This window comes from Streptomyces sp. NBC_00503 (assembly GCF_036346895.1).
Taxonomy (GTDB): domain Bacteria; phylum Actinomycetota; class Actinomycetes; order Streptomycetales; family Streptomycetaceae; genus Streptomyces.
The window spans coordinates 5372847-5390984 of sequence record NZ_CP107855.1 but is presented as its reverse complement, the minus strand read 5'-3'; the positions used below and the strand labels follow the sequence as shown (position 1 = coordinate 5390984).

The following is an 18138-nucleotide window of genomic DNA, read 5'->3' as shown; positions in this document are numbered from 1 at the left end:
AGTGGTACATGCCCGACCGCGAGGAGCGGTTCCGGGTGATGCTGGACATGGTCGAGGCACTGGTCGGCACCGCCCCCCGCGTGCTGGACCTGGCGTGCGGCACCGGAAGCATCACGGACCGCCTCCTGAAGAGGTTCCCGGAATCCACCAGTACGGGAGTCGATCTCGACCCCGCGCTGTTGACGATCGCCCGGGGCCACTTCGCGGGCGATCCCCGCGTCACCTTCGTGACCGCCGACCTCAAGGCCCCCGACTGGCGCGCGGCCCTCCCCCACGACTCCTACGACGCCGTTCTGACGGCCACGGCCCTGCACTGGCTGCCCAGCACGGACCTCGCCGTCCTGTACGGGCAGCTCGCGCCCCTGGTCCGGTCCGGCGGGGTGTTCATGAACGCCGACCACATGCCCGACCCCGCCACCCCCCGGATCAACGCCGCCGAGCGGGCCCACCGGCACGGCGGGATGGACCGGGCGAAGGCCGTCGGCGCCGTCGACTGGCGCGAGTGGTGGGAGCTGGCGGCCGCCGACCCGGCGCTCGCCGAGCCGACGAAGGCCCGGTTCGAGATCTACGGCGAGCACGCCGACGGCGACACCCCGCCCGAGTCCTGGCACGCGGCCACGCTGCGCGCCGCCGGGTTCACGGAGGCCCGTACCGTCTGGCGCTCGCCCTCGGACGGGCTGGTGCTGGCCCTGAAGTAGCCGGCCCGCAAGGAGTAGGGCCCGCTACCAGTAGGGCCCGGACATGCGTCAGGGGCGGTACGGGAGGACCCGTACCGCCCCTGCCACATGCCGGTCGGCGCCGGTTACAGCACCTTGGACAGGAATGCCTTCGTCCGGTCGTGCTGCGGGTTGCCCAGGACCTCGCGCGGGTGACCGGATTCGACCACCACGCCGCCGTCCATGAAGACGAGGTTGTCGCCGACCTCACGGGCGAAGCCCATCTCGTGGGTGACCACGATCATGGTCATGCCCGACTCGGCCAGGTCCCGCATGACGTCGAGGACGTCGCCGACGAGCTCCGGGTCGAGCGCCGAGGTGGGCTCGTCGAAGAGCATCAGCTTCGGCTCCATGGCCAGCGCGCGGGCGATGGCCACGCGCTGCTGCTGGCCGCCGGAGAGCTGGGTGGGGTAGTTCCCGGCCTTGTCGCCGAGGCCGACCCGGTCGAGCAGCTTGACGGCGCGCGCCCGCGCGACCGCCTTGCTCTCGCCCTTGACCATGACGGGGGCTTCCATGACGTTCTCGATGGCCGTCATGTGCGGGAACAGGTTGAAGCGCTGGAAGACCATGCCGATGTCCCGGCGCTGGGTCGCGACCTCGCTGTCCTTCAGCTCGTAGAGCTTGTCGCCCTTCTGGCGGTAGCCCACCAGCTGGCCGTCCACCGAGAGCCGCCCGGCGTTGATGCGCTCCAGGTGGTTGATGCAGCGCAGGAAGGTCGACTTGCCGGAGCCGGACGGGCCGACCAGGCAGAACACCTCGCGCGGGGCGACTTCGAGGTCGATGCCCCGGAGGATGTGCGCGGGACCGTACGACTTGTGGACGGCCTCGGCCTTGACCATCGGCTGGGCGGTCACTTCGCCACCTCCGTACGGCGGAACATGTTCAGGTTGGCCTTCAGCCGCTGGAGCGGCGTGGGCGGCAGGGAGCGCAGCGAACCGCGTGCGTAGCGGCGTTCCAGGTAGTACTGGCCGACGCTGAACACGCTGGTCAGGGCCAGGTACCAGATGGAGGCCACGAACAGCATCTCCATGATGGCTCCGGCCGTGGACCCGATGTTCGACGAGGCCCGCAAGAGCTCCGTGTACTGGACCGCGGACACCAGGGACGAGGTCTTCAGCATGTTGATGAACTCGTTGCCCGACGGCGGGATGATCACGCGCATCGCCTGCGGGAGGATCACCCGGCGCATGGTCTGCGTCTGGGTCATGCCCAGCGCGTGCGAGGCCTCTGCCTGGCCCTCGTCCACGGACTGGATGCCCGCACGCACGATCTCCGCCATGTACGCGCCCTCGTTCAGGCCGAGGCCCAGCAGGGCGACCATGAAGGGGGTCATGAGGACGACGGTCTCTTGCTTGTAGATCGGCCCGAGGTCGATGTACTGGAAGATCAGCGAGAGGTTGAACCATACGAGCAGCTGCACGTAGACCGGGGTGCCGCGGAAGAACCAGATGTAGAGCCAGGCGACGGAGTTGGTCACCGGGTTCTTGGAGAGCCGCATCACCGCGAAGAGGATGCCGAGGATCAGACCCAGCGCCATGGCCGAGACGCTGATGATCACGGTGTTGCCGAGGCCGCTGATGATGGAGGGGTCGAAGAGCTTGTCTCCGACCGTCTTCCAGATGATGTTGCCCTGCGAGAACGCGTAGACGAGCCAGACCAGCAGTCCGACGACCACCACGCCGCTGATCCAGCGGCCGTAGTGCCGGACGGGGATTGCCTTGATGGCCTCGTACGGGGTGCCCGAGGCGCCGGGTCCGGCCGGCGGGGTGTCTGCCGGACCCTTGTCGATCTTGTCAGTCACGATGACTGCCCTTCAGTGGAACTCAGGACCGTCGAACGCCGGGCCGCGAGGGCCCGGCCGTCCGCTCGGGTCACTTGCCTGCGTTGACCGTGGCGGCCGTGACCGCGCTGTCCTTGACGTTCCACTTCTCCAGGACCTTGGCGTAGGAGCCGTCCTTGATGATCGCGTCGAGCGCCTGCTTGAGGGCGTCGCGCAGCTGGGTGTTCTCCTTGCTGACGCCGATGCCGAAGAGACCGACGTCGCTCTGCGCGCCGCCGACCTCGAAGTCGTTGCCGCCGCCGGAGGTCTTCGCGATGTACGCGGCGACCGGGAAGTCGTTCAGGTCGGCCACGGCGCCGCCGGCCTTGACGCGGGTCTGGGCCTCGGCGTCGGTGTCGAAGGCCTCGATGGTGAGCTTCTTGTCACCGCACTTCGTGGCCTGCGCCTTGAAGGTGTCCTCGTAGATCGTGCCGCGCTGGACGGCGACGGTCTTGCCACACAGGTCGTCCAGGGACTTGATGCCCTGCGGGTTGCCCTTCTTGACCAGGAGCGAGACGCCGGAGGAGAAGTAGTCGACGAAGTCGATCCCCTTGCCGATCTGCTTGCCCGAGTCGTCCAGGCCCTTCTGGCGCTTCTCGTTGTCGGTGACCGAGGACATGATCGCGTCCTGGCGGCCGGTGTAGATCGAGGTGATCAGGCCGTCGAAGGCACCCGCGGTGAACTCGAACTTCACACCGAGCTGCTTGCCGAGCGCCTCGGCGATGTCGGGGTCGACACCGACGATCTTGCCGCCCTCGGTGAACTCCATCGGAGCGTAAGCAGCGTCCGTGCCGACCTTGATGACGCCCGCGTCCTGGATCTTCTTCGGCAGGGCCGAGAAGAGCGGGGCGCTGTTGGTCTTCGAGCCACCGCCGTCGTTCTTCTTGGTCTGGTCGCCACAACCGGTGAGGATCAGGGCGCCGGCGACCGCGATGGCGCCGACCGCGGCGATCCGGGACCGGGCGGCGGTCGTACGACGGGTGGTGCTTGCGGTCATGAGCTGATTCCTCCGGCAGTGGGGAAAAACGCGTCCGAGAGCGGTCGGGCACGCACCATCGAGTGTCGCGACCTTGTGTGATTACGGCATCTTGCCATTCGGACTGAGACATTCAGGGTGCCCGTCAGGTCAAAATCGGATAACGGACACCCCCCGGCGCCCAACAGCCCTGCGGATATGGGGCTTCGAGGCCGGATTAAACGCTGTGACCAGGCGTTTCCACCGCAGTTTTTGCGGTGTGTCTCGCCTATCGGACGCCAAGGTTTGGACTTTTCGCCAAAACCGGGGCAAGGAGCCTATGGTCGAGGGGGAATCGACTCGTCTGGGTGAGTGTTCTTCGGGTAGAACAGATCCTTACACCCCTCATCCGGGGCTCAGGGCGCGCGTGCGGCGCGCCCGCGCGTACGAACCTCCCCTTCGCGGAGACGGGCAAACCGTTGACGCGGAGTACGGACGCGGTGCCCGCCCACCCCTTAACAAGGAGTGGTCACCCTCAACGATTCAAAGACTTAAGGGGTCAACACAGTGGCAGCGGAGATCGTCAATCCTCGCAGCGACAGCGTGACGGACAACAACCCGGATGCGGTGTTCGCGCTGCACCGGGGCGGCAAGATGGCCATCGTGGCCACCGTGCCGGTCCACAACAAGGACGACCTGTCCCTGGCGTACACGCCCGGCGTTGCGAAGGTCTGCAGCGCCATTGCCGAGCAGCCCGACCTGGTGAACGAATACACCTGGAAGTCCAACGTGGTCGCCGTCGTCACCGACGGTACGGCCGTGCTCGGACTCGGTGACATCGGTCCGGAAGCCTCCCTCCCCGTGATGGAGGGCAAGGCCATTCTCTTCAAGCAGTTCGGTGGAGTGGACGCGGTTCCGATCGCGCTCGCCACCAAGGACACGGACGAGATCATCGAGACCGTGATCCGCCTCGCACCGTCCTTCGGCGGGGTGAACCTGGAGGACATCTCCGCCCCCCGTTGCTTCGAGATCGAGCGGCGTCTCCAGGAAGCCCTGGACATCCCGATCTTCCACGACGACCAGCACGGCACGGCCATCGTGACGCTGGCCGCCATGCGCAACGCCGCGAAGCTCACCGGTCGCACCCTCGGCGACCTGCGCGCCGTGATCTCGGGCGCGGGCGCGGCGGGCATCGCCATCGCCAAGATCCTCGTGGACGCGGGCATCGGCGACGTCTGTGTCACCGACCGCAAGGGCGTCGTCTCCGCCGACCGCTCCGACCTGACGGACGTCAAGGCGGAGATCGCGGGCCTGACGAACAAGACGAACCAGACCGGTTCCCTCGAGGACGCCCTCGTGGGCGCCGACGTGTTCATCGGCGTCTCCGGCGGTACGGTCCCCGAGGCCGCGGTGGCGACGATGGCGAAGGACTGCTTCGTCTTCGCCATGGCCAACCCGAACCCGGAGGTCCACCCCGACGTCGCGCACAAGTACGCGGCGGTCGTGGCCACGGGCCGCTCGGACTTCCCGAACCAGATCAACAACGTGCTGGCGTTCCCGGGCATCTTCGCGGGTGCCTTCAAGGTCCGGGCCTCCCGGATCACGGAGAACATGAAGATCGCCGCCGCCGACGCCATCGCCGGTGTCGTCGCGGACAGCGAGCTCACGGCCGAGTACGTGATCCCGTCGCCGTTCGACACGCGCGTCGCGGAGGCCGTCACCGCGGCCGTCGCGGCGGCCGCCAAGGCCGACGGCGTGGCCCGCCTCGTCTGAGCGGTATCGCATTGAGCTGCACGCAGCGGGGCCCGGCCGGAACCATTCCGGCCGGGCCCCGCTGCCGCATTTCCGGCCCCGCCGGCGTACTTCCAGCCCCGCCGGCGTTTGAGGCGCGGGGTCCGGGGCGGAGCCCAGGGGAACGGGCGAAGGGCGGGTAGGGGACAGCCCCCGCAGGGCCCGACCCCGCAGCCGATCTCGTACAGCCGCCCGCCGGACCGCGGCCAGGCCTGGATCCCGAGGCTACCGGGCGGTAGCCTCGCGGCCATGTTCGCTGCCTACGCCGCCCGAATCGACCGTGACCAGCCGCTGAGCGGCCTTGAGCTGGGCGAGCGCCCAGCGCCAGGGAGCCGCCCCGGCTGGGTGACCGTGAACGTCAAGGCCGCCTCCCTCAACCACCACGACCTGTGGTCGCTGCGCGGAGTCGGCCTCTCCGGGGACAAGCTCCCCATGATCCTCGGCTGCGACGCCGCCGGGATCGACCAGGACGGCAACGAGGTCGTCCTGCACTCCGTCATCGGCCAGAGCGGCCACGGGGTCGGCCCCGACGAGCCCCGCTCGATCCTGACCGAGCGCTACCAGGGGACCTTCGCCGAGCAGGTCACCGTCCCCGCCTGGAACGTCCTGCGCAAGCCCCCCGAGCTCTCCTTCGAACAGGCCGCCTGCCTGCCCACCGCCTGGCTCACCGCCTACCGCATGCTCTTCACCAACGCCGGGGTCCGCCCCGGGGATTCGGTACTGGTCCAGGGCGCGGGCGGCGGCGTCGCCACCGCCGCGATCGTGCTGGGCAAGGCCGCCGGCCTACGGGTCTTCGCGACCAGCCGGGACGAGGCCAAGCGCAAGCGCGCCGTCGAGCTGGGCGCGGTCGAGGCCTACGAGCCGGGTGCGCGGCTCCCCCAGCGGGTCGACGCCGTCATCGAGACGGTCGGCGCCGCCACCTGGTCGCACTCGATCAAGTCCCTGCGCCCCGGCGGGACCCTGGTGATCTCGGGCGCCACGAGCGGCGACCGCCCGGCGCACGCGGAGCTGACCCGGATCTTCTTCCTGGAGCTCAAGGTGGTCGGCTCGACGATGGGCTCCAAGGACGAGCTGGAGGACCTGCTGTCCTTCTGCGCGGCGACGGGCGTCCGCCCGGTGATCGACGAGACCCTGCCGCTGGACCGGGCCCGCGAGGGCTTCGCGAAGCTGGAGTCCGGGGACCTGTTCGGCAAGATCGTGCTCACGGTGTAGCCGCACCCACCACCCACGGCCGTCAATGCAGGTTGACACCTCCCGCGCGTCAACCTACATTGACATCCATGACCGAAGCCACCGATCTCGCCGAACGGGCCGGTGACCGTGACCCGCGTGTGGGCCTGCGTGCCGTGGCCGCCCTCCGGAGGCTGCTCGAGCAGCTGGAGGCCGTCCAGGTACGCAGCGCCCGCGCGCAGGGCTGGTCCTGGCAGGACATCGCGGCCGAGCTGGGCGTCAGCCGGCAGGCCGTACACAAGAAGCACGGGAGGCTCTGATGTTCGAACGCTTCACCCACGACGCGCGCGCCGCTGTGACCGGAGCGGTGGCCGAGTGCGGCCGCGCCGGTGCCGCCGCAGTCACCGAGGAGCACCTGCTGCTCTCCCTGCTGGCACTGGGCGCCCTGGAACCGGCGGGCGTGGACCCGGCCGCGATCGCCGCCGACCTCGCCGAAGCCCGCCGCCGGGGCGGAATGTCCAGGGCCGACGAGGAGGCCCTGGCGGGTCTCGGGATCGACCTCTCGGAGATCGTCACCCGCATCGAGGAGACGCACGGCGAAGGCGCCCTGGCCGAGCCGCAGCCCCGTCGGCGGGGCGGACTGGCGGCCTCGGTCCGCTCGGCGCTGGGCCGCCCGGAGCCGGACCGGCGCCACTTCCCCTTCACCCAGGGCTCGAAGAAGGTCCTGGAGACGTCCCTGCGCATCGCCCTGGGCCGCAAGGACCGCCACATCGGCACCCCGCACCTCCTGCTGGCCCTCCTGTCCCGGCCGGGCCCCGTCGCCGAGGTCCTGGCGGACCACGGCGTCACCTACGCCACGACCGAGGCGAACCTGGCGGCCTGACCGCCGGACGCCCGATCTCGCTGCCCCGTACAACCATCTGCGCGGACCCCGAGTCCCCTACGGCGAAAAGAACGTTTTCCAGGGGTTTTTCTGTGAAGTTGTCCCGGATCGCCACTGCGGTCACCGCTGCTCTGGCTCCGGCCGTCCTCCTGGCATCGCCGGCCTTCGGCGCCGGTCAGGATTCCGCCGCGCCCGCCAATCCGACGGGTCCGACCGCGCGGATGCGCCGCGCCGGGTCCGCACGCTGACCCACCACGCACCAGCCGTCGGGCACAGGCCCCGGTCACCACGTCAGGCCCCGCCGCATCGTGCGGCGGGGCCTGACGTGCAAAGACGCTCTAGCGCTGCGGGCCGAGGGTGGCGGCGATGCGGGCGGCGGCCTCCGCCAGGTGGGTACGGGCCTGCGCCAGCTGCTCGGCTCCGATCCCGTGGTCGCGGGCCGCGTCGCGGATGTCGTCGCGGAAGCGGTCCAGCAGCCGGTCCAGGTCACGGGCCGGGTCACCGGTCTCGAGCACGTCCCGAGCCCAGTCCGCACCGGCACCGGCACCGGCACCGGCGGCCGAAGGCTTCGCCGTGTCCGAAGCGCCCGAAGCGCCCGAAGCGCCCGGCGCGCCCGGCGCGCCCGGGGTGGAGCCGCCGAGCCAGGCTCCCGCCAGGGAGCCGAGGACCCCGCCCGACTTCGCGAACTGCTCCTGCAGCTGGCCGGCGATCCGCTGGACCTCCTCGCGGGCCCGGTCCTGCGCCTCCTTGGCCTGGCGGCGGGCCTGTTGGGCCTCCTCGCGGGCCCGGCGGCTCTCGTCCTTCGCCCGGCGCGCCTGTTCCTTCCACTCCGCCTTCGCCTTGCGGAACTCCTCCTTGGCGACCTTCCAGGACTCGTCCTCCACCGGCGTGGCCGACGCGTTGGCCGCGGCCCGCATCTCGCGCCGCAGGTCGCCCGCGGCGCCGCTCACGTCGGCGCGGATCTCGGCGGCCAGTTCGGAGACGGAGTCGCGGATCTCCAGCTCCAGGTCAGCCAGTTCACCGCCGCGGTCGGCCAGTTCCGCGCGGCCCGCCTCGGTGATCGAGTACACCTTGCGCCCGCCTTCGGTGGCGTACGTGACCAGCCCCTCGGCCTCCAGCTTCGCGAGGCGCGGGTACACGGTGCCCGCGGAGGGTGCGTAGAGCCCCTGGAAACGCTCCTCCAGCAGCCGGATCACCTCGTACCCGTGGCGCGGAGCCTCGTCGAGCAGCTTGAGGAGGTACAGGCGGAGGCGGCCGTGGGCGAAGACGGGCGGCATGTCAGAGCACCTTCTTGTCGAGCGCGAGGGGGGCGGCCTGGGCGGCCGGGCGCCGCAGCAGCGCGATGGATCCGGAGACGGTGGTGGCGCGCAGGGTGCCGGTCCCGGCGCCCAGGGTGCCGGTGATGCGCTTCGCGCCGAGCTGGCCGGAGACGCGCAGGTCGTCGAAGGCGTTGGAGACGCCTCCGGTCGCGGTGCTGGCCTCGACGCGGGCGTCGGCCGGGTGCGGGAGGCGGATGGCGACCTGCCCGGAGACGGAGGTGAGGGAGATGTTGACCGGGCTCTGCCCGGCCCGGTCCTCGAGGGCCAGGTCGATGAGCATGTCGCCGCTGACCGAGTCGGCCCGTACGTTGCCGCCGGCGCCGTCCACGACGGTCAGGCCGCCGGAGACCGTGTGGAAGCCGAGCTCCCCGGTGACGGACTGGGCCTCGACGCTGCCGGAGACGGTTTTGGCCTTGACCTTGCCGGACAGGCCGACGAGCGTGGCGTCGCCGGAGACCCCGTGGATGTCGGTGGCGCCGCCGATGCCGGAGACGAAGGCGGTGGCGCCGACGGTGGCCAGCTGGACGCGGGTGGCGGCCGGGACCGTGAGGGTCACGGTGGCGCTGCGCTCCCAGGCCTTGCGGCCGGTGCCGGAGGAGGACCAGGCCTTCCACGGCTTGCCCTCGAACCACTCCTTGAAGCCCTGGGAGCCGTTCCAGGGGAGGTCCTCGTAGGAAACGGTGAGGATGCCGCCCTCCTGCACCACGTACAGCGGCGGTCCGTCGACCTCGGCCACCTCCAGGCGGGCCGGGCCCTCATCAGCCGCGACGACGTTGACGGTTCCGCCGACCATGCGGACGCGGACTTCGGCGACCGGCTCCTCGAAGGTGAGCTTCTGCGGTTCGGCTACCGACCACGTCTTCTGCGCTGACTCTTCCATGGTGCTGGTCCTCCTCGGCCTAGGCTCTCCAAGCACGCAACATATCGCGTCTTCTGGCTAACACGATATATCGCGGTTGTGGGAAGTCAAGCGCGTCAGGAAGATCCAAAATCATCACTTTGGGGTGATTTGGCTTAGCGTGTGGGCATGCCGATCTCCAAGACCACGACCGGCGGGCTGCTGCTCTGCCGCGCCGAGCCGCTCGCCACCCGCCCCGCCGCGCACATGCTGCGCGAACGCCTGCTGCTCGCTCCGGCCGGCGGTTGGACCGCACTGGTCCCCGAGGGCAAGCCCTGGCTGGAGGGCGAGGAATCGGTGGCCGAGGTCCTCTCGGGATGGGGTTCGGCGGTCGCGATGGGAACCAACTGGCCGGTGCTGAGCCTGTGGTGGGAGGACGGCCGGACCGGCTTCGTCCTGTCCTCGGGGTTCCGGCGGTCCGCGGCCTACGAGTGGGACGCGGCGGGCCGTCCCCACGGCGGCCCCGACTCCGCCGCCGCCGACGCCATGCGGGTGCTGGCGGCGCGGCTCGGGCTGGATCCGGTCCTGGACCTGGAGGAACTGGAACGCCTGACCCGCCCCGACGAGGCGGCCGACGGCCCCGCCCGGCTCCTCGGGGTCATCGCCCTGCTGGCCCGCGCCGGGCTGGCGCTGCCCGCCGGCCTGGCTCCGGGCGAACCGGCCGACCGGCTGCGCGAAGCGGCCCGGGTCGCGCCCGGATCGGAGCCGGTGGAGTGGTCCGGCTGGCGCGACGCGATGCGGGCGGAGCTCGCGGTGGTCGAGGACGGCCCCCTCGGCCGGCTGCTGCGCGGCCCCGGGCTCCGCCTCGCGGGCACGGCCCAGCTCACCGCGGGCGCACCCCTGATGCTCTGGGCGGCCCGCCGCCGCGACCCGGGCTGGCTGGCCGCGGGCACCCTCCTGGTCGCCCACGGAGCGGGCGCCCTGGCCTACGACCGCGCCCGCACCCGCCTGCGCGGCCGCCCCTGAGCCACGGCCTACGCCGCCAGCAGCGGGCTCGCGTGCCGGTGCAGCCAGGCCCGGTACGGCGGGATCCCGAGGGCCGCTTCGCGGTAGGCCGCGCGGAGGTCCTCGTACACCTCGGCGTGGAACTGCGCGTGCGCGCCGGGCCGGGTCGCGAGGAGGAGGCGTACGGCGAGCGGGTCGCCCGAGAGCGGCCGGATCGCCATGTCCTCGCGCGGCCCGGACGTGGGCTGGCAGGGGGCGACGGCCTCGCCCGAGACGATCAGCGACGTGGCCGTGTGGTAGTCGGCGTGCAGCAGCGGCGGGTCGAGGCCGGCGACCGCGAACACCCGGCGCAGGCCGTCCCATTCGCCGTCCACGGAGGGGTCCACGGTCCACCGGTCGGCGGCCAGGTCCCGTAACTCCACCACCGGCCGTGCCGCCGCCGGGTGGTCCCGGGACATGGACACGAACTGCGGCTCCCGCTCCATGAGCACGCGCAGCTCCAGCCCGGCCGGCACCCGCAGCGGGCTGCCCTCCACCTCGTGCACGAACGCCACGTCGAGCTGGCCCGAAGCCGTCATCCGCAGCAGGGCGTTGGCGGAGACGTCGACGACCAGGTCCGTCTCGGTGTCCGGCAGCCGCCGGTGGAGGCGGCGCAGCCAGCCGGGCAGGGCGCGGCTGGCCGTGGAGCCGATCCGCAGCCGCGGCCCCTGGGACAGCGAGCGGGCCTCCGCGACGAGGGCGGCCATTTCGGCGAGGAGCGGCCGGGCCCGGCCGAGTACCGTGCGCCCGAAGGGAGTCGGCCGGCAGCCGGTGCGTTCGCGCAGGAACAGTTCGCCGTCCAGGGCGCGTTCGATGCGCCGGAGCTGGGTCGTCAGCGAGGGCTGGCTCACGCCGAGCTGCCGGGCGGCCTTGTGCAGGCTGCCGGCGTCAGCGATGGCGCACAGGGCGCGCAGGTGCCTGACCTCAAGCTCCATCCCCCGAGAGTAGGCCGGTCGCGGCTGACCGCACCAGCCACCGGTATCCCCCCGAATCCCGCCATTCTCACGGGAGTCGGCCTGTCGAAAACTCCCCGATAGCCCCGCGCTATCGGCCTCTGGCATCATCCGTCGGCCGCTCCCGCTCCCGCAGACTCCGGTACCGAACACCCCCCACCGCACCGGATGAGCAGGAGTCCCCCACATGCGTCACTCCCGCAAGACCGTCATGTCCGCCGCCACCCTCGGCCTCGGCCTGGCCGCCGCCCTCGGCGGTGTCGTCCCCAGCGCGAGCGCCGTCACCCCGACCGGCAGCCCGGCCACGTACGCCGCGTACGAGCGTTCGCAGGAGAACCAGGCCGCCAACCGCGCCTTCTTCGAAGCGGTCCAGCGCTCGGTGTCCGAGCAGCGGGCCGCCAACCCGGGCCTGCAGGCCGTCACCGTCACCTACAACACCCGCAACGCGCCCAGCTTCCGCAGCCAGATATCCCGCTCCACGCAGATCTGGAACAGCTCGGTCGTCAACGTCAAACTGCAGGAGGTGTCCTCGGGCGGGAACTTCTCCTACTACGAGGGCAGCGACTCGCGCGGTTCGTACGCGAGCACGGACGGCCACGGACGGGGCTACATCTTCCTCGACTACAGCCAGAACCAGCAGTACAACTCCACCCGCGTGACCGCGCACGAGACGGGCCACGTGCTCGGCCTGCCGGACCACTACTCCGGCCCGTGCAGCGAGCTGATGTCGGGCGGCGGCCCCGGCACCTCCTGCCAGAACACCAGCCCGAACTCCGCCGAGCGCTCGCGCGTCAACCAGCTCTGGGCCAACGGCCTCGTCGGCTCGGGCGCCGCGGGCCTGGACTCGAAGGGCTAGCCGCCGGCCGCCGTGCCCGGGGCGGGTCAGCCCTCCCCGGGCACGTAGGCCGCGCAGTCCGGGTTCCGGCAGGAACCCGGCACCCACTCGGGGATGAAGATCCCGAGCGCCTTGCGCCGTCTGACCACCGTGTCGACGGGGCTTCCGCAGGCCGGGCACGTCTGCTGCTCGTGTCCGGCGTGCGGGGCGACCGTTTCGTGCGTGCGCTGCTGCTGTTCACCGGCCATACCTCCACGGTAGGCCGCTTTCGCGCGTCCGGCGGGTCGTGAGCCCCGCCGGCGCCCGGGGGTCAGCGCTTGACGGCGTACGAGGTGACGACCTGGCCGCCGCCGAGGACCGCCTGCGCAAGCGATTCTCTTACGTTCGACAGTGCACCCCTATCGGAGCACGTCGATGAAAGCACTTCGCATGAAGTTGTTACGCAAGGGATTCCTGCGGCTTGCGCCACATCGGCCACATCAGCGGACCCTCCGGCAGCCGCACCGCCGCACCCGTGAACTCCCAGCCGAGCCGCTCGTAGAGCCCCTTGCTCCGCTCGCTGCTCGCCTCCAGGTACGCCGGCACGCCCTCGCGGTCGCACCGCTCCAGCACCGGCGCCATCAGCTGCGTGCCCAGCCCCTCCCCCTGCCGGTCCGGCGCCACCGCGATCATCAGCAGGTACTCGTGCTCCTCGGCCGTCGGGTGCACCTCGCCCGTCAGCCTGCCGACCAGCTCGCACCGCTCGTTGCCCGGATCGGCCGCCGCCCGCATCTTCGCCGGGATCTCGTCCTCGCCCTCCGGCTCCCCGGCCGGGATCCGCAGCCAGAGCGCCGCCGCCGAGCCGTCCACCGCGTAGTCGATCCGCCCCTCGGCCAGCGCCACGTCGACGAAGACCCCGAGGAACTTCCCGTGCACCGCCGCCCGGTGCGCGGGGTCCGGGAACACCCAGCTGCTCACCGGGTCCTCGCGGAACGCCTCGTCCAGCAGCCGCGCCACCGCATCGCGGTCCGACCGATCCGCCCGACGTATCTCCAGCACCACGGGACCAACCCCTCACTCGCGTTTCAACGTCCGCCAGTGATCCTAGAGTTGGGCCGAGAAACCCGGAAAGCCCCGTTCCGGCACCATGAGATGCCGGAACAGGGCTTGCGCCTTCCCCCAGGAGGCCTACGGGGCCTGCGCGCCGGCCGGGATCACGAGGCCCGCCGGGTCACGGGGCGCGCCGGACCCGCCGGGTCACAGGGTCCGCCGGGTCACAGGGTCCGCCGGGTCACGAACTCCGCGAGCGCCAGCAGCCCGCCCGCAGCCCCGAGGTCCGGAACCGCCCGCGACAGCTGCTGCACCGCCCGCCCCATCCGGTCGGCGGCATGGGCCTGCGCCCAGTCCCGCCCGCCGGCCCGCTCCACCGCGTCGGCGGCCCTGCGCACGTCGTCCCCGGTCATGGGACCCGCGTACAGCGCGGCCAGCTCCTCCCCCGCCGCGGTGCCCGAGGTGAGGGCGGCCACGACCGGGAGGGACTTCTTGCGGGCCAGCAGATCGGCTCCCGCGGGCTTCCCGGTGTGGCCGGGGTCGCCCCAGATGCCGATCAGGTCGTCGATGAGCTGGAAGGCCAGCCCGGCCTCCCGCCCGAAGGCGTCCATGGCGTCGACCTCGTCCGGCCCGGCCCCCGCGTACAGGGCGCCGAGCGCGCACGCGCAGCCCAGTAGGGCCCCGGTCTTGGCCGTGGCCATGGTCAGGCACGCGTCGAGCGGGACGTGGGACTGGCGCTCGAAGGCGCAGTCGGCCTGCTGTCCCGCGCACAGCTCGACCACGCAGGCCGCGAGCCTCGACGAGGCCTGGGCCGAGGCCGGGTTCGGGTCCTCGGCGAGCAGTCGCAGTGCGAGCGCCATCATGGCGTCGCCCGTGATGATCGCGTCCGGTATCCCGAAGACCGTCCACGCGGTGGCGCGGCCGCGCCGCCGGACGTCCTTGTCGATGACGTCGTCGTGCAGCAGCGTGAAGTTGTGCGCCAGTTCCACGGCCACCGCCGCCCGCACCGGCGCCGCGACCCCCGCCGGCTCCCCCGCCCGGCCCCCCGCGCCGTGCAGGGCCTGGGCCGAGGCCAGCACCAGGGCGGGCCGGATCGCCTTGCCGGCGTTGCCCGTGGCCGGGGTTCCGTCCTCCCGCTCCCAGCCGAAGTGGTACATCGCCACGCGCCGCATCGAGCCCGGCAGGCCCTCGACGGTGCGGCGCAGTTCCGGGTTGACCGTTTCTCGTGTCCGTTCGAGCAGGAAGGCGGCTTCCTGTCCCTCGCCGGTGGTGATCGCCTCGGTGGCCGACACGTTCAGCGCCAGCGCGCGATCTCGACGTTCTCCAGGACGCCGAGCGCGTCCGGGACCAGCACGGCGGCGGAGAAGTAGGTGGTGACCAGGTACGAGATGATCGCCTGCTCGCTGATGCCCATGAACCGCACGGAGGTGCTCGCCTCGATCTCGTCCGGGATCCCGGGCTGGTGCAGGCCGATCACCCCGGACTCGTCCTCGCCGGTGCGCATGCACAGGATGGACGTCGTACGGGCGTCGCTGATCGGGATCTTGTTGGACGGGAAGATCGGCACCCCGCGCCAGGTCGGCACCCGGTGTCCGCCGATGTCGATCGACTCCGGGTACAGGCCGCGCTTGTTGCACTCGCGGCCGAAGGCGGCGATGGCCTTGGGGTGCGCGAGGAACATCTTGGAGCCGCGCCGCATGGAGAGCAGCTGGTCCATGTCGTCGGGGCTGGGCGCGCCGTCGTGCGGCTGGATGCGCTGGTCGTAGTCGGCGTTGTGGAGCAGGCCGAAGTCGCGGTTGTTGAGCATCTCGTGCTCCTGGCGCTCGCGCAGCGCCTCGACCGTCAGCCGCAACTGCTGCTCGGTCTGGTTCATCGGCTGGTTGTACAGGTCGGCGACACGTGTGTGCACGCGCAGGACCGTTTGTGCAATGGAGAGTTCGTACTCGCGGGGGCGGGCCTCGTAGTCCACGAAGGTGCCCGGGAGCACGGCCTCGCCGACGTGTCCGGCGGAGAGGTCGATGGCGGCCTCGCCGTACTTGTTGGTGCGCTGCTCGGGCAGGGAGCGTACGGAGTCCACGTGCGCGCGCAGCGATTCGACCCGGTCGGCGAGGAGCTGGAAGTCCTGGCGGGAGAGGACGAGCGCGGTGCCGGCGGTGGCGGCGCGGGCGGTGTACTCCCAGATGGACTCCTCGTCGACGAGGGAGTCCTCGCCGAAGAAGGCGCCGTCGGCCACGGTCTGCAGCACGGCGTCGTCCCCGTAGGGGCCGGTGCCGATCTGGTCGATGCGTCCGTGGGCGAGCAGGAACACCTTGTCGGCGGGGCTGCCGAAGGAGGTGAGCTCCTGGCCGGCCTCGAAGTCGATCTGGTGGCAGCGCGCGGCGAGTTCGGTGAGGACGTCGAGGTCCTCGTAGTCGCGCAGGAGCGGGAGCTCGCCGAGCTCGGCCGGGATCACCTGCACCTGTGTGCCGGTCTTGATGAATTCCACGATGCCGTTGCCGACCGAGTAGCTCAGGCGGCGGTTGACCCGGTACGTACCGCCCTGGACGGACACCCACGGCAGCATCTTCAGGAGCCACCTGGAGGTGATCTCCTGCATCTGCGGCGCGGACTTGGTCGTGGTTGCCAAGTTCCGTGCTGCCGATGTCCCGAGACTGCGCTGCGGTGCCTGGGCCTCGGATTCGGAACCTGCCTGGACCGACATGTATTTCCCTTTCGATCACTCCATGGATCTGCGGGACGGAAGCCTTCCAGTACGGACCGTGGTGAGACCATTACACAAAAGGGTGGGACTACTCCGTTCGTGGCTGGGCACTCTCTAGAGTCAACCTCCTCACCAGGAGGCCCTTGCACCCCACCCGTTTCAGCCAACTCCGGTGACGGCCGGGGTTTAAATTTGCATAGAAGATGCAAGTTTTCTACGGTGGACCCATGCGGCTGACCCGATTCACCGACCTGGCACTGCGCGTCCTGATGCGCCTGGCCGTCGAGGAGACGGACCTCCCCACCACCCGCGAGGTCGCGGCGACCATGGAGGTCCCCTACACGCACACGGCCAAAGTGGTCGCCAAGCTGCAGCACCTCGGCCTGGTCGAGGCCCGGCGCGGCCGGGGCGGCGGCCTCGGCCTGACCGCCGCCGGACGCACGGCTTCGGTGGGCGGACTGATCCGCGAACTGGAGGGCGCCGGCGACGTCGTGGACTGCGACGGCACCGTCCCGTGCCCGCTGCGCGGTGCCTGCGTCCTGCGCGGCGCGCTGCGCGGGGCCCAGGAGGCCTTCTTCGCCGCACTGGACCCGCTGACGGTGAACGACCTGGTCGCGGCGCCGACCGGGCCGCTCCTGCTCGGCATTTCGGGCGGATCGACCGGGGCCACAAGGCCCTGACGGCGGGGGCCGAATGGCCGATTCGCACCGACGGCCGGCCCGCATAGCCTGAACCCGACAGGGCTCTCGAACACAAGTCCGCACCGCGGTGGACCTTGTGCGCCTGTTTTCAAAAATAAGCATTTCATATGCCGATTTAGAAGATCGCCTTGAAGATCCACCCCTACGCGAGGAGTCACCGATGCTTTCCGAGAAGTCGACCGCGACCGTACGAGCCACCCTGCCCGCCGTCGGCGCGGCGATCGGCGACATCACGGAGCTCTTCTACGGGAAGCTCTTCGCGGCCCACCCCGAACTGATCCGCGACCTCTTCAACCGCGGCAACCAGAACGCCGGCCTCCAGAAGCAGGCCCTCGCCGGCTCCATAGCCGCCTTCGCCACCCACCTCGTCGACCACCCGGACGCCCGCCCCGACGTGATGCTGGGCCGCATCGCCCACAAGCACGCCTCCTTGGGCGTCACCCGCGAGCAGTACCCGGTGGTCCACAAGTACCTCTTCGAGGCCATCGTGGAGATCCTCGAAGACGCCGTCACCCCCGAGGTGGCCGAGGCCTGGGACGAGGTCTACTGGCTGATGGCGAACGCCCTCATCACCATCGAGGAGCGCCTCTACGCCGAGCAGCAGGTCCTCGCGGGCGACGTCTGGCGCGAGTGGACCGTGGCCGCCCGCGTCGAGGAGACCGCGGACTGCACCACCTTCCACCTCACCCCCGCCGACGGCGCCCCCGCGCCCGGCTTCAAGCCCGGCCAGTACGTCTCCGTCCAGGTCGAACTGGCCGACGGTGCACGCCAGATCCGCCAGTACAGCCTCTCCAGCGCCCCCGGCTCCCCGGTCCGCTCCATCACCGTCAAGCGCGTCCACGGCCCGGCCGCCACCGGCCCCGACGGCGAGGTCTCCAACCACCTGCACGCCCGGGTCCGCACCGGCGACACCCTGCGCGTCTCCACCCCCTACGGCGACCTCGTCCTCCAGGAAACCACCGCGCCGGTGGTCCTCGCCTCCGCCGGGATCGGCTGCACCCCGATGCTCTCGATGCTCGAACACCTCGCCGACACCGGCCACGCGGCCCCGGTCACCGTCCTGCACGCCGACCGCTCCCCCGCCGACCACGCCCTGCGCACCGACCACCGGGCCCTGACGCACAAGCTTCCCGACGCGAGCGCGCACTTCTGGTACGAGGCCGACGCCGAACCGGGTGACCACGACGGCCTGCTCGACCTGACGGAGATCCCGGTCGCCCCGGACACCAAGGCCTACCTGTGCGGGCCGCTCCCCTTCATGCGGGCCGCGCGCCAGCAGCTGATCGCCAAGGGCGTGGCCCCCGCGGACATCCACTACGAGGTCTTCGGCCCCGACCTGTGGCTCGCCTCGGCGTAACCCCCGCCCGCCCCCGGCACCCGCCCC

At 71.1% G+C, this 18138-nt stretch carries 19 protein-coding genes; 9 read left to right on the top strand and 10 right to left on the bottom strand.

The genetic code is table 11. The features are described from left to right. Positions 1–8 precede the first annotated feature (8 nt). On the top strand, positions 9–698 hold the full coding sequence (locus tag OG490_RS25145) for a class I SAM-dependent methyltransferase (RefSeq protein WP_443065976.1): 690 nt from the start codon (positions 9–11) through the stop codon (positions 696–698). A gap of 104 nt (positions 699–802) precedes the next feature. Here OG490_RS25145 and OG490_RS25140 read toward each other — a convergent pair whose 3' ends face one another. The 3 genes from OG490_RS25140 to OG490_RS25130 form a co-directional block, all read right to left on the bottom strand. After that, complete coding sequence (locus tag OG490_RS25140; protein ID WP_330301058.1) at positions 803–1555, bottom strand: amino acid ABC transporter ATP-binding protein; 753 nt, start codon at positions 1553–1555, stop codon at positions 803–805. Between the two features lie 11 nt (positions 1556–1566). Further along, positions 1567–2517, bottom strand: a complete 951-nt coding sequence (locus tag OG490_RS25135) for an amino acid ABC transporter permease (protein ID WP_330298538.1) — start codon at positions 2515–2517, stop codon at positions 1567–1569. 70 nt (positions 2518–2587) lie between these two features. Continuing rightward, positions 2588–3532, bottom strand: coding sequence for an ABC transporter substrate-binding protein (locus OG490_RS25130; protein WP_330298537.1), 945 nt, complete (start codon positions 3530–3532; stop codon positions 2588–2590). 525 nt (positions 3533–4057) lie between these two features. On the opposite strand from OG490_RS25130, the gene OG490_RS25125 reads away from it, so the two are divergent. The 4 genes from OG490_RS25125 (at position 4058) to OG490_RS25110 (ending at position 7334) form a co-directional block, all read left to right on the top strand. Beyond that, positions 4058–5263: an NAD(P)-dependent malic enzyme gene (locus tag OG490_RS25125; protein ID WP_330298536.1), complete on the top strand. Its 1206-nt coding sequence runs from the start codon at positions 4058–4060 to the stop codon at positions 5261–5263. Positions 5264–5530: 267 nt separating this feature from the next. Then, positions 5531–6493, top strand: a complete 963-nt coding sequence (locus OG490_RS25120) for a zinc-binding dehydrogenase (protein WP_330298535.1) — start codon at positions 5531–5533, stop codon at positions 6491–6493. 68 nt (positions 6494–6561) lie between these two features. Then, complete coding sequence (locus tag OG490_RS25115; protein WP_215015209.1) at positions 6562–6771, top strand: helix-turn-helix domain-containing protein; 210 nt, start codon at positions 6562–6564, stop codon at positions 6769–6771. Next, positions 6771–7334 carry a Clp protease N-terminal domain-containing protein gene (locus OG490_RS25110; protein ID WP_330298534.1) on the top strand — a complete coding sequence of 188 codons (564 nt, stop codon included), beginning with the start codon at positions 6771–6773 and terminating at the stop codon, positions 7332–7334. Before OG490_RS25115 ends, OG490_RS25110 begins: the two co-directional genes overlap by 1 nt. 338 nt (positions 7335–7672) lie before the next feature. Here the strand turns inward: OG490_RS25110 and OG490_RS25105 are convergent, their stop codons facing one another. Further along, positions 7673–8611, bottom strand: a complete 939-nt coding sequence (locus OG490_RS25105) for a PadR family transcriptional regulator (protein ID WP_330298533.1) — start codon at positions 8609–8611, stop codon at positions 7673–7675. A gap of 1 nt (position 8612) precedes the next feature. After that, positions 8613–9533 (bottom strand): DUF4097 family beta strand repeat-containing protein, encoded by a 921-nt coding sequence (locus OG490_RS25100; RefSeq protein ID WP_330298532.1) that lies wholly within the window; start codon positions 9531–9533, stop codon positions 8613–8615. A 147-nt stretch (positions 9534–9680) separates the two neighbouring features. On the opposite strand from OG490_RS25100, the gene OG490_RS25095 reads away from it, so the two are divergent. Continuing rightward, a complete protein-coding gene (locus OG490_RS25095; protein WP_330298531.1) occupies positions 9681–10517 on the top strand; it encodes a hypothetical protein in 837 nt (278 codons plus the stop codon). A gap of 8 nt (positions 10518–10525) precedes the next feature. Here OG490_RS25095 and OG490_RS25090 read toward each other — a convergent pair whose 3' ends face one another. Next, positions 10526–11470 (bottom strand): LysR family transcriptional regulator, encoded by a 945-nt coding sequence (locus tag OG490_RS25090; protein WP_330298530.1) that lies wholly within the window; start codon positions 11468–11470, stop codon positions 10526–10528. Positions 11471–11675: 205 nt separating this feature from the next. Here OG490_RS25090 and snpA point away from each other — a divergent pair, with 205 nt between their 5' ends. Beyond that, entirely contained in the window at positions 11676–12344 is a 669-nt protein-coding gene (gene snpA, locus OG490_RS25085; protein ID WP_330298529.1) for a snapalysin, read from the top strand. 26 nt (positions 12345–12370) lie between these two features. Here snpA and OG490_RS25080 read toward each other — a convergent pair whose 3' ends face one another. The 4 genes from OG490_RS25080 to OG490_RS25065 all read right to left on the bottom strand — a co-directional run bounded on the left by OG490_RS25080 (position 12371) and on the right by OG490_RS25065 (position 16053). Continuing rightward, complete coding sequence (locus OG490_RS25080) at positions 12371–12571, bottom strand: hypothetical protein (RefSeq protein WP_330298528.1); 201 nt, start codon at positions 12569–12571, stop codon at positions 12371–12373. A 190-nt stretch (positions 12572–12761) separates the two neighbouring features. After that, the gene (locus OG490_RS25075; RefSeq protein WP_330298527.1) at positions 12762–13364 is read right to left on the bottom strand and encodes a GNAT family N-acetyltransferase; all 603 of its coding nucleotides are present in this window, start codon (positions 13362–13364) and stop codon (positions 12762–12764) included. Between the two features lie 212 nt (positions 13365–13576). Beyond that, positions 13577–14656, bottom strand: coding sequence for a family 2 encapsulin nanocompartment cargo protein polyprenyl transferase (locus tag OG490_RS25070; RefSeq protein ID WP_443065975.1), 1080 nt, complete (start codon positions 14654–14656; stop codon positions 13577–13579). After that, entirely contained in the window at positions 14647–16053 is a 1407-nt protein-coding gene (locus OG490_RS25065; protein ID WP_330298525.1) for a family 2B encapsulin nanocompartment shell protein, read from the bottom strand. The genes OG490_RS25070 and OG490_RS25065 overlap by 10 nt, the downstream gene beginning before the upstream one ends. Before the next feature lie 227 nt (positions 16054–16280). Here OG490_RS25065 and OG490_RS25060 point away from each other — a divergent pair, with 227 nt between their 5' ends. Together OG490_RS25060 and OG490_RS25055 are read left to right on the top strand one after the other, a co-directional pair. After that, positions 16281–16733, top strand: coding sequence for an Rrf2 family transcriptional regulator (locus OG490_RS25060; RefSeq protein WP_330298524.1), 453 nt, complete (start codon positions 16281–16283; stop codon positions 16731–16733). Between the two features lie 181 nt (positions 16734–16914). Beyond that, positions 16915–18111: a globin domain-containing protein gene (locus tag OG490_RS25055; RefSeq protein ID WP_330298523.1), complete on the top strand. Its 1197-nt coding sequence runs from the start codon at positions 16915–16917 to the stop codon at positions 18109–18111. The last annotated feature ends 27 nt before the right edge of the window (positions 18112–18138 follow it).

Bases quoted from the DNA above. Each gene is read 5' to 3' on its own strand.
- OG490_RS25145 (WP_443065976.1), top strand. From the start codon at position 9: ATGCCCGACCGCGAGGAGCGGTTCCGGGTGATGCTGGACATGGTCGAG.
- OG490_RS25140 (WP_330301058.1), bottom strand. From the start codon at position 1,555: ATGGTCAAGGCCGAGGCCGTCCACAAGTCGTACGGTCCCGCGCACATC.
- OG490_RS25130 (WP_330298537.1), bottom strand. From the start codon at position 3,532: ATGACCGCAAGCACCACCCGTCGTACGACCGCCGCCCGGTCCCGGATC.
- OG490_RS25120 (WP_330298535.1), top strand. From the start codon at position 5,531: ATGTTCGCTGCCTACGCCGCCCGAATCGACCGTGACCAGCCGCTGAGC.
- OG490_RS25115 (WP_215015209.1), top strand. From the start codon at position 6,562: ATGACCGAAGCCACCGATCTCGCCGAACGGGCCGGTGACCGTGACCCG.
- OG490_RS25110 (WP_330298534.1), top strand. From the start codon at position 6,771: ATGTTCGAACGCTTCACCCACGACGCGCGCGCCGCTGTGACCGGAGCG.
- OG490_RS25105 (WP_330298533.1), bottom strand. From the start codon at position 8,611: ATGCCGCCCGTCTTCGCCCACGGCCGCCTCCGCCTGTACCTCCTCAAG.
- OG490_RS25100 (WP_330298532.1), bottom strand. From the start codon at position 9,533: ATGGAAGAGTCAGCGCAGAAGACGTGGTCGGTAGCCGAACCGCAGAAG.
- OG490_RS25095 (WP_330298531.1), top strand. From the start codon at position 9,681: ATGCCGATCTCCAAGACCACGACCGGCGGGCTGCTGCTCTGCCGCGCC.
- OG490_RS25090 (WP_330298530.1), bottom strand. From the start codon at position 11,470: ATGGAGCTTGAGGTCAGGCACCTGCGCGCCCTGTGCGCCATCGCTGAC.
- snpA (WP_330298529.1), top strand. From the start codon at position 11,676: ATGCGTCACTCCCGCAAGACCGTCATGTCCGCCGCCACCCTCGGCCTC.
- OG490_RS25080 (WP_330298528.1), bottom strand. From the start codon at position 12,571: ATGGCCGGTGAACAGCAGCAGCGCACGCACGAAACGGTCGCCCCGCAC.
- OG490_RS25065 (WP_330298525.1), bottom strand. From the start codon at position 16,053: ATGTCGGTCCAGGCAGGTTCCGAATCCGAGGCCCAGGCACCGCAGCGC.
- OG490_RS25060 (WP_330298524.1), top strand. From the start codon at position 16,281: ATGCGGCTGACCCGATTCACCGACCTGGCACTGCGCGTCCTGATGCGC.
- OG490_RS25055 (WP_330298523.1), top strand. From the start codon at position 16,915: ATGCTTTCCGAGAAGTCGACCGCGACCGTACGAGCCACCCTGCCCGCC.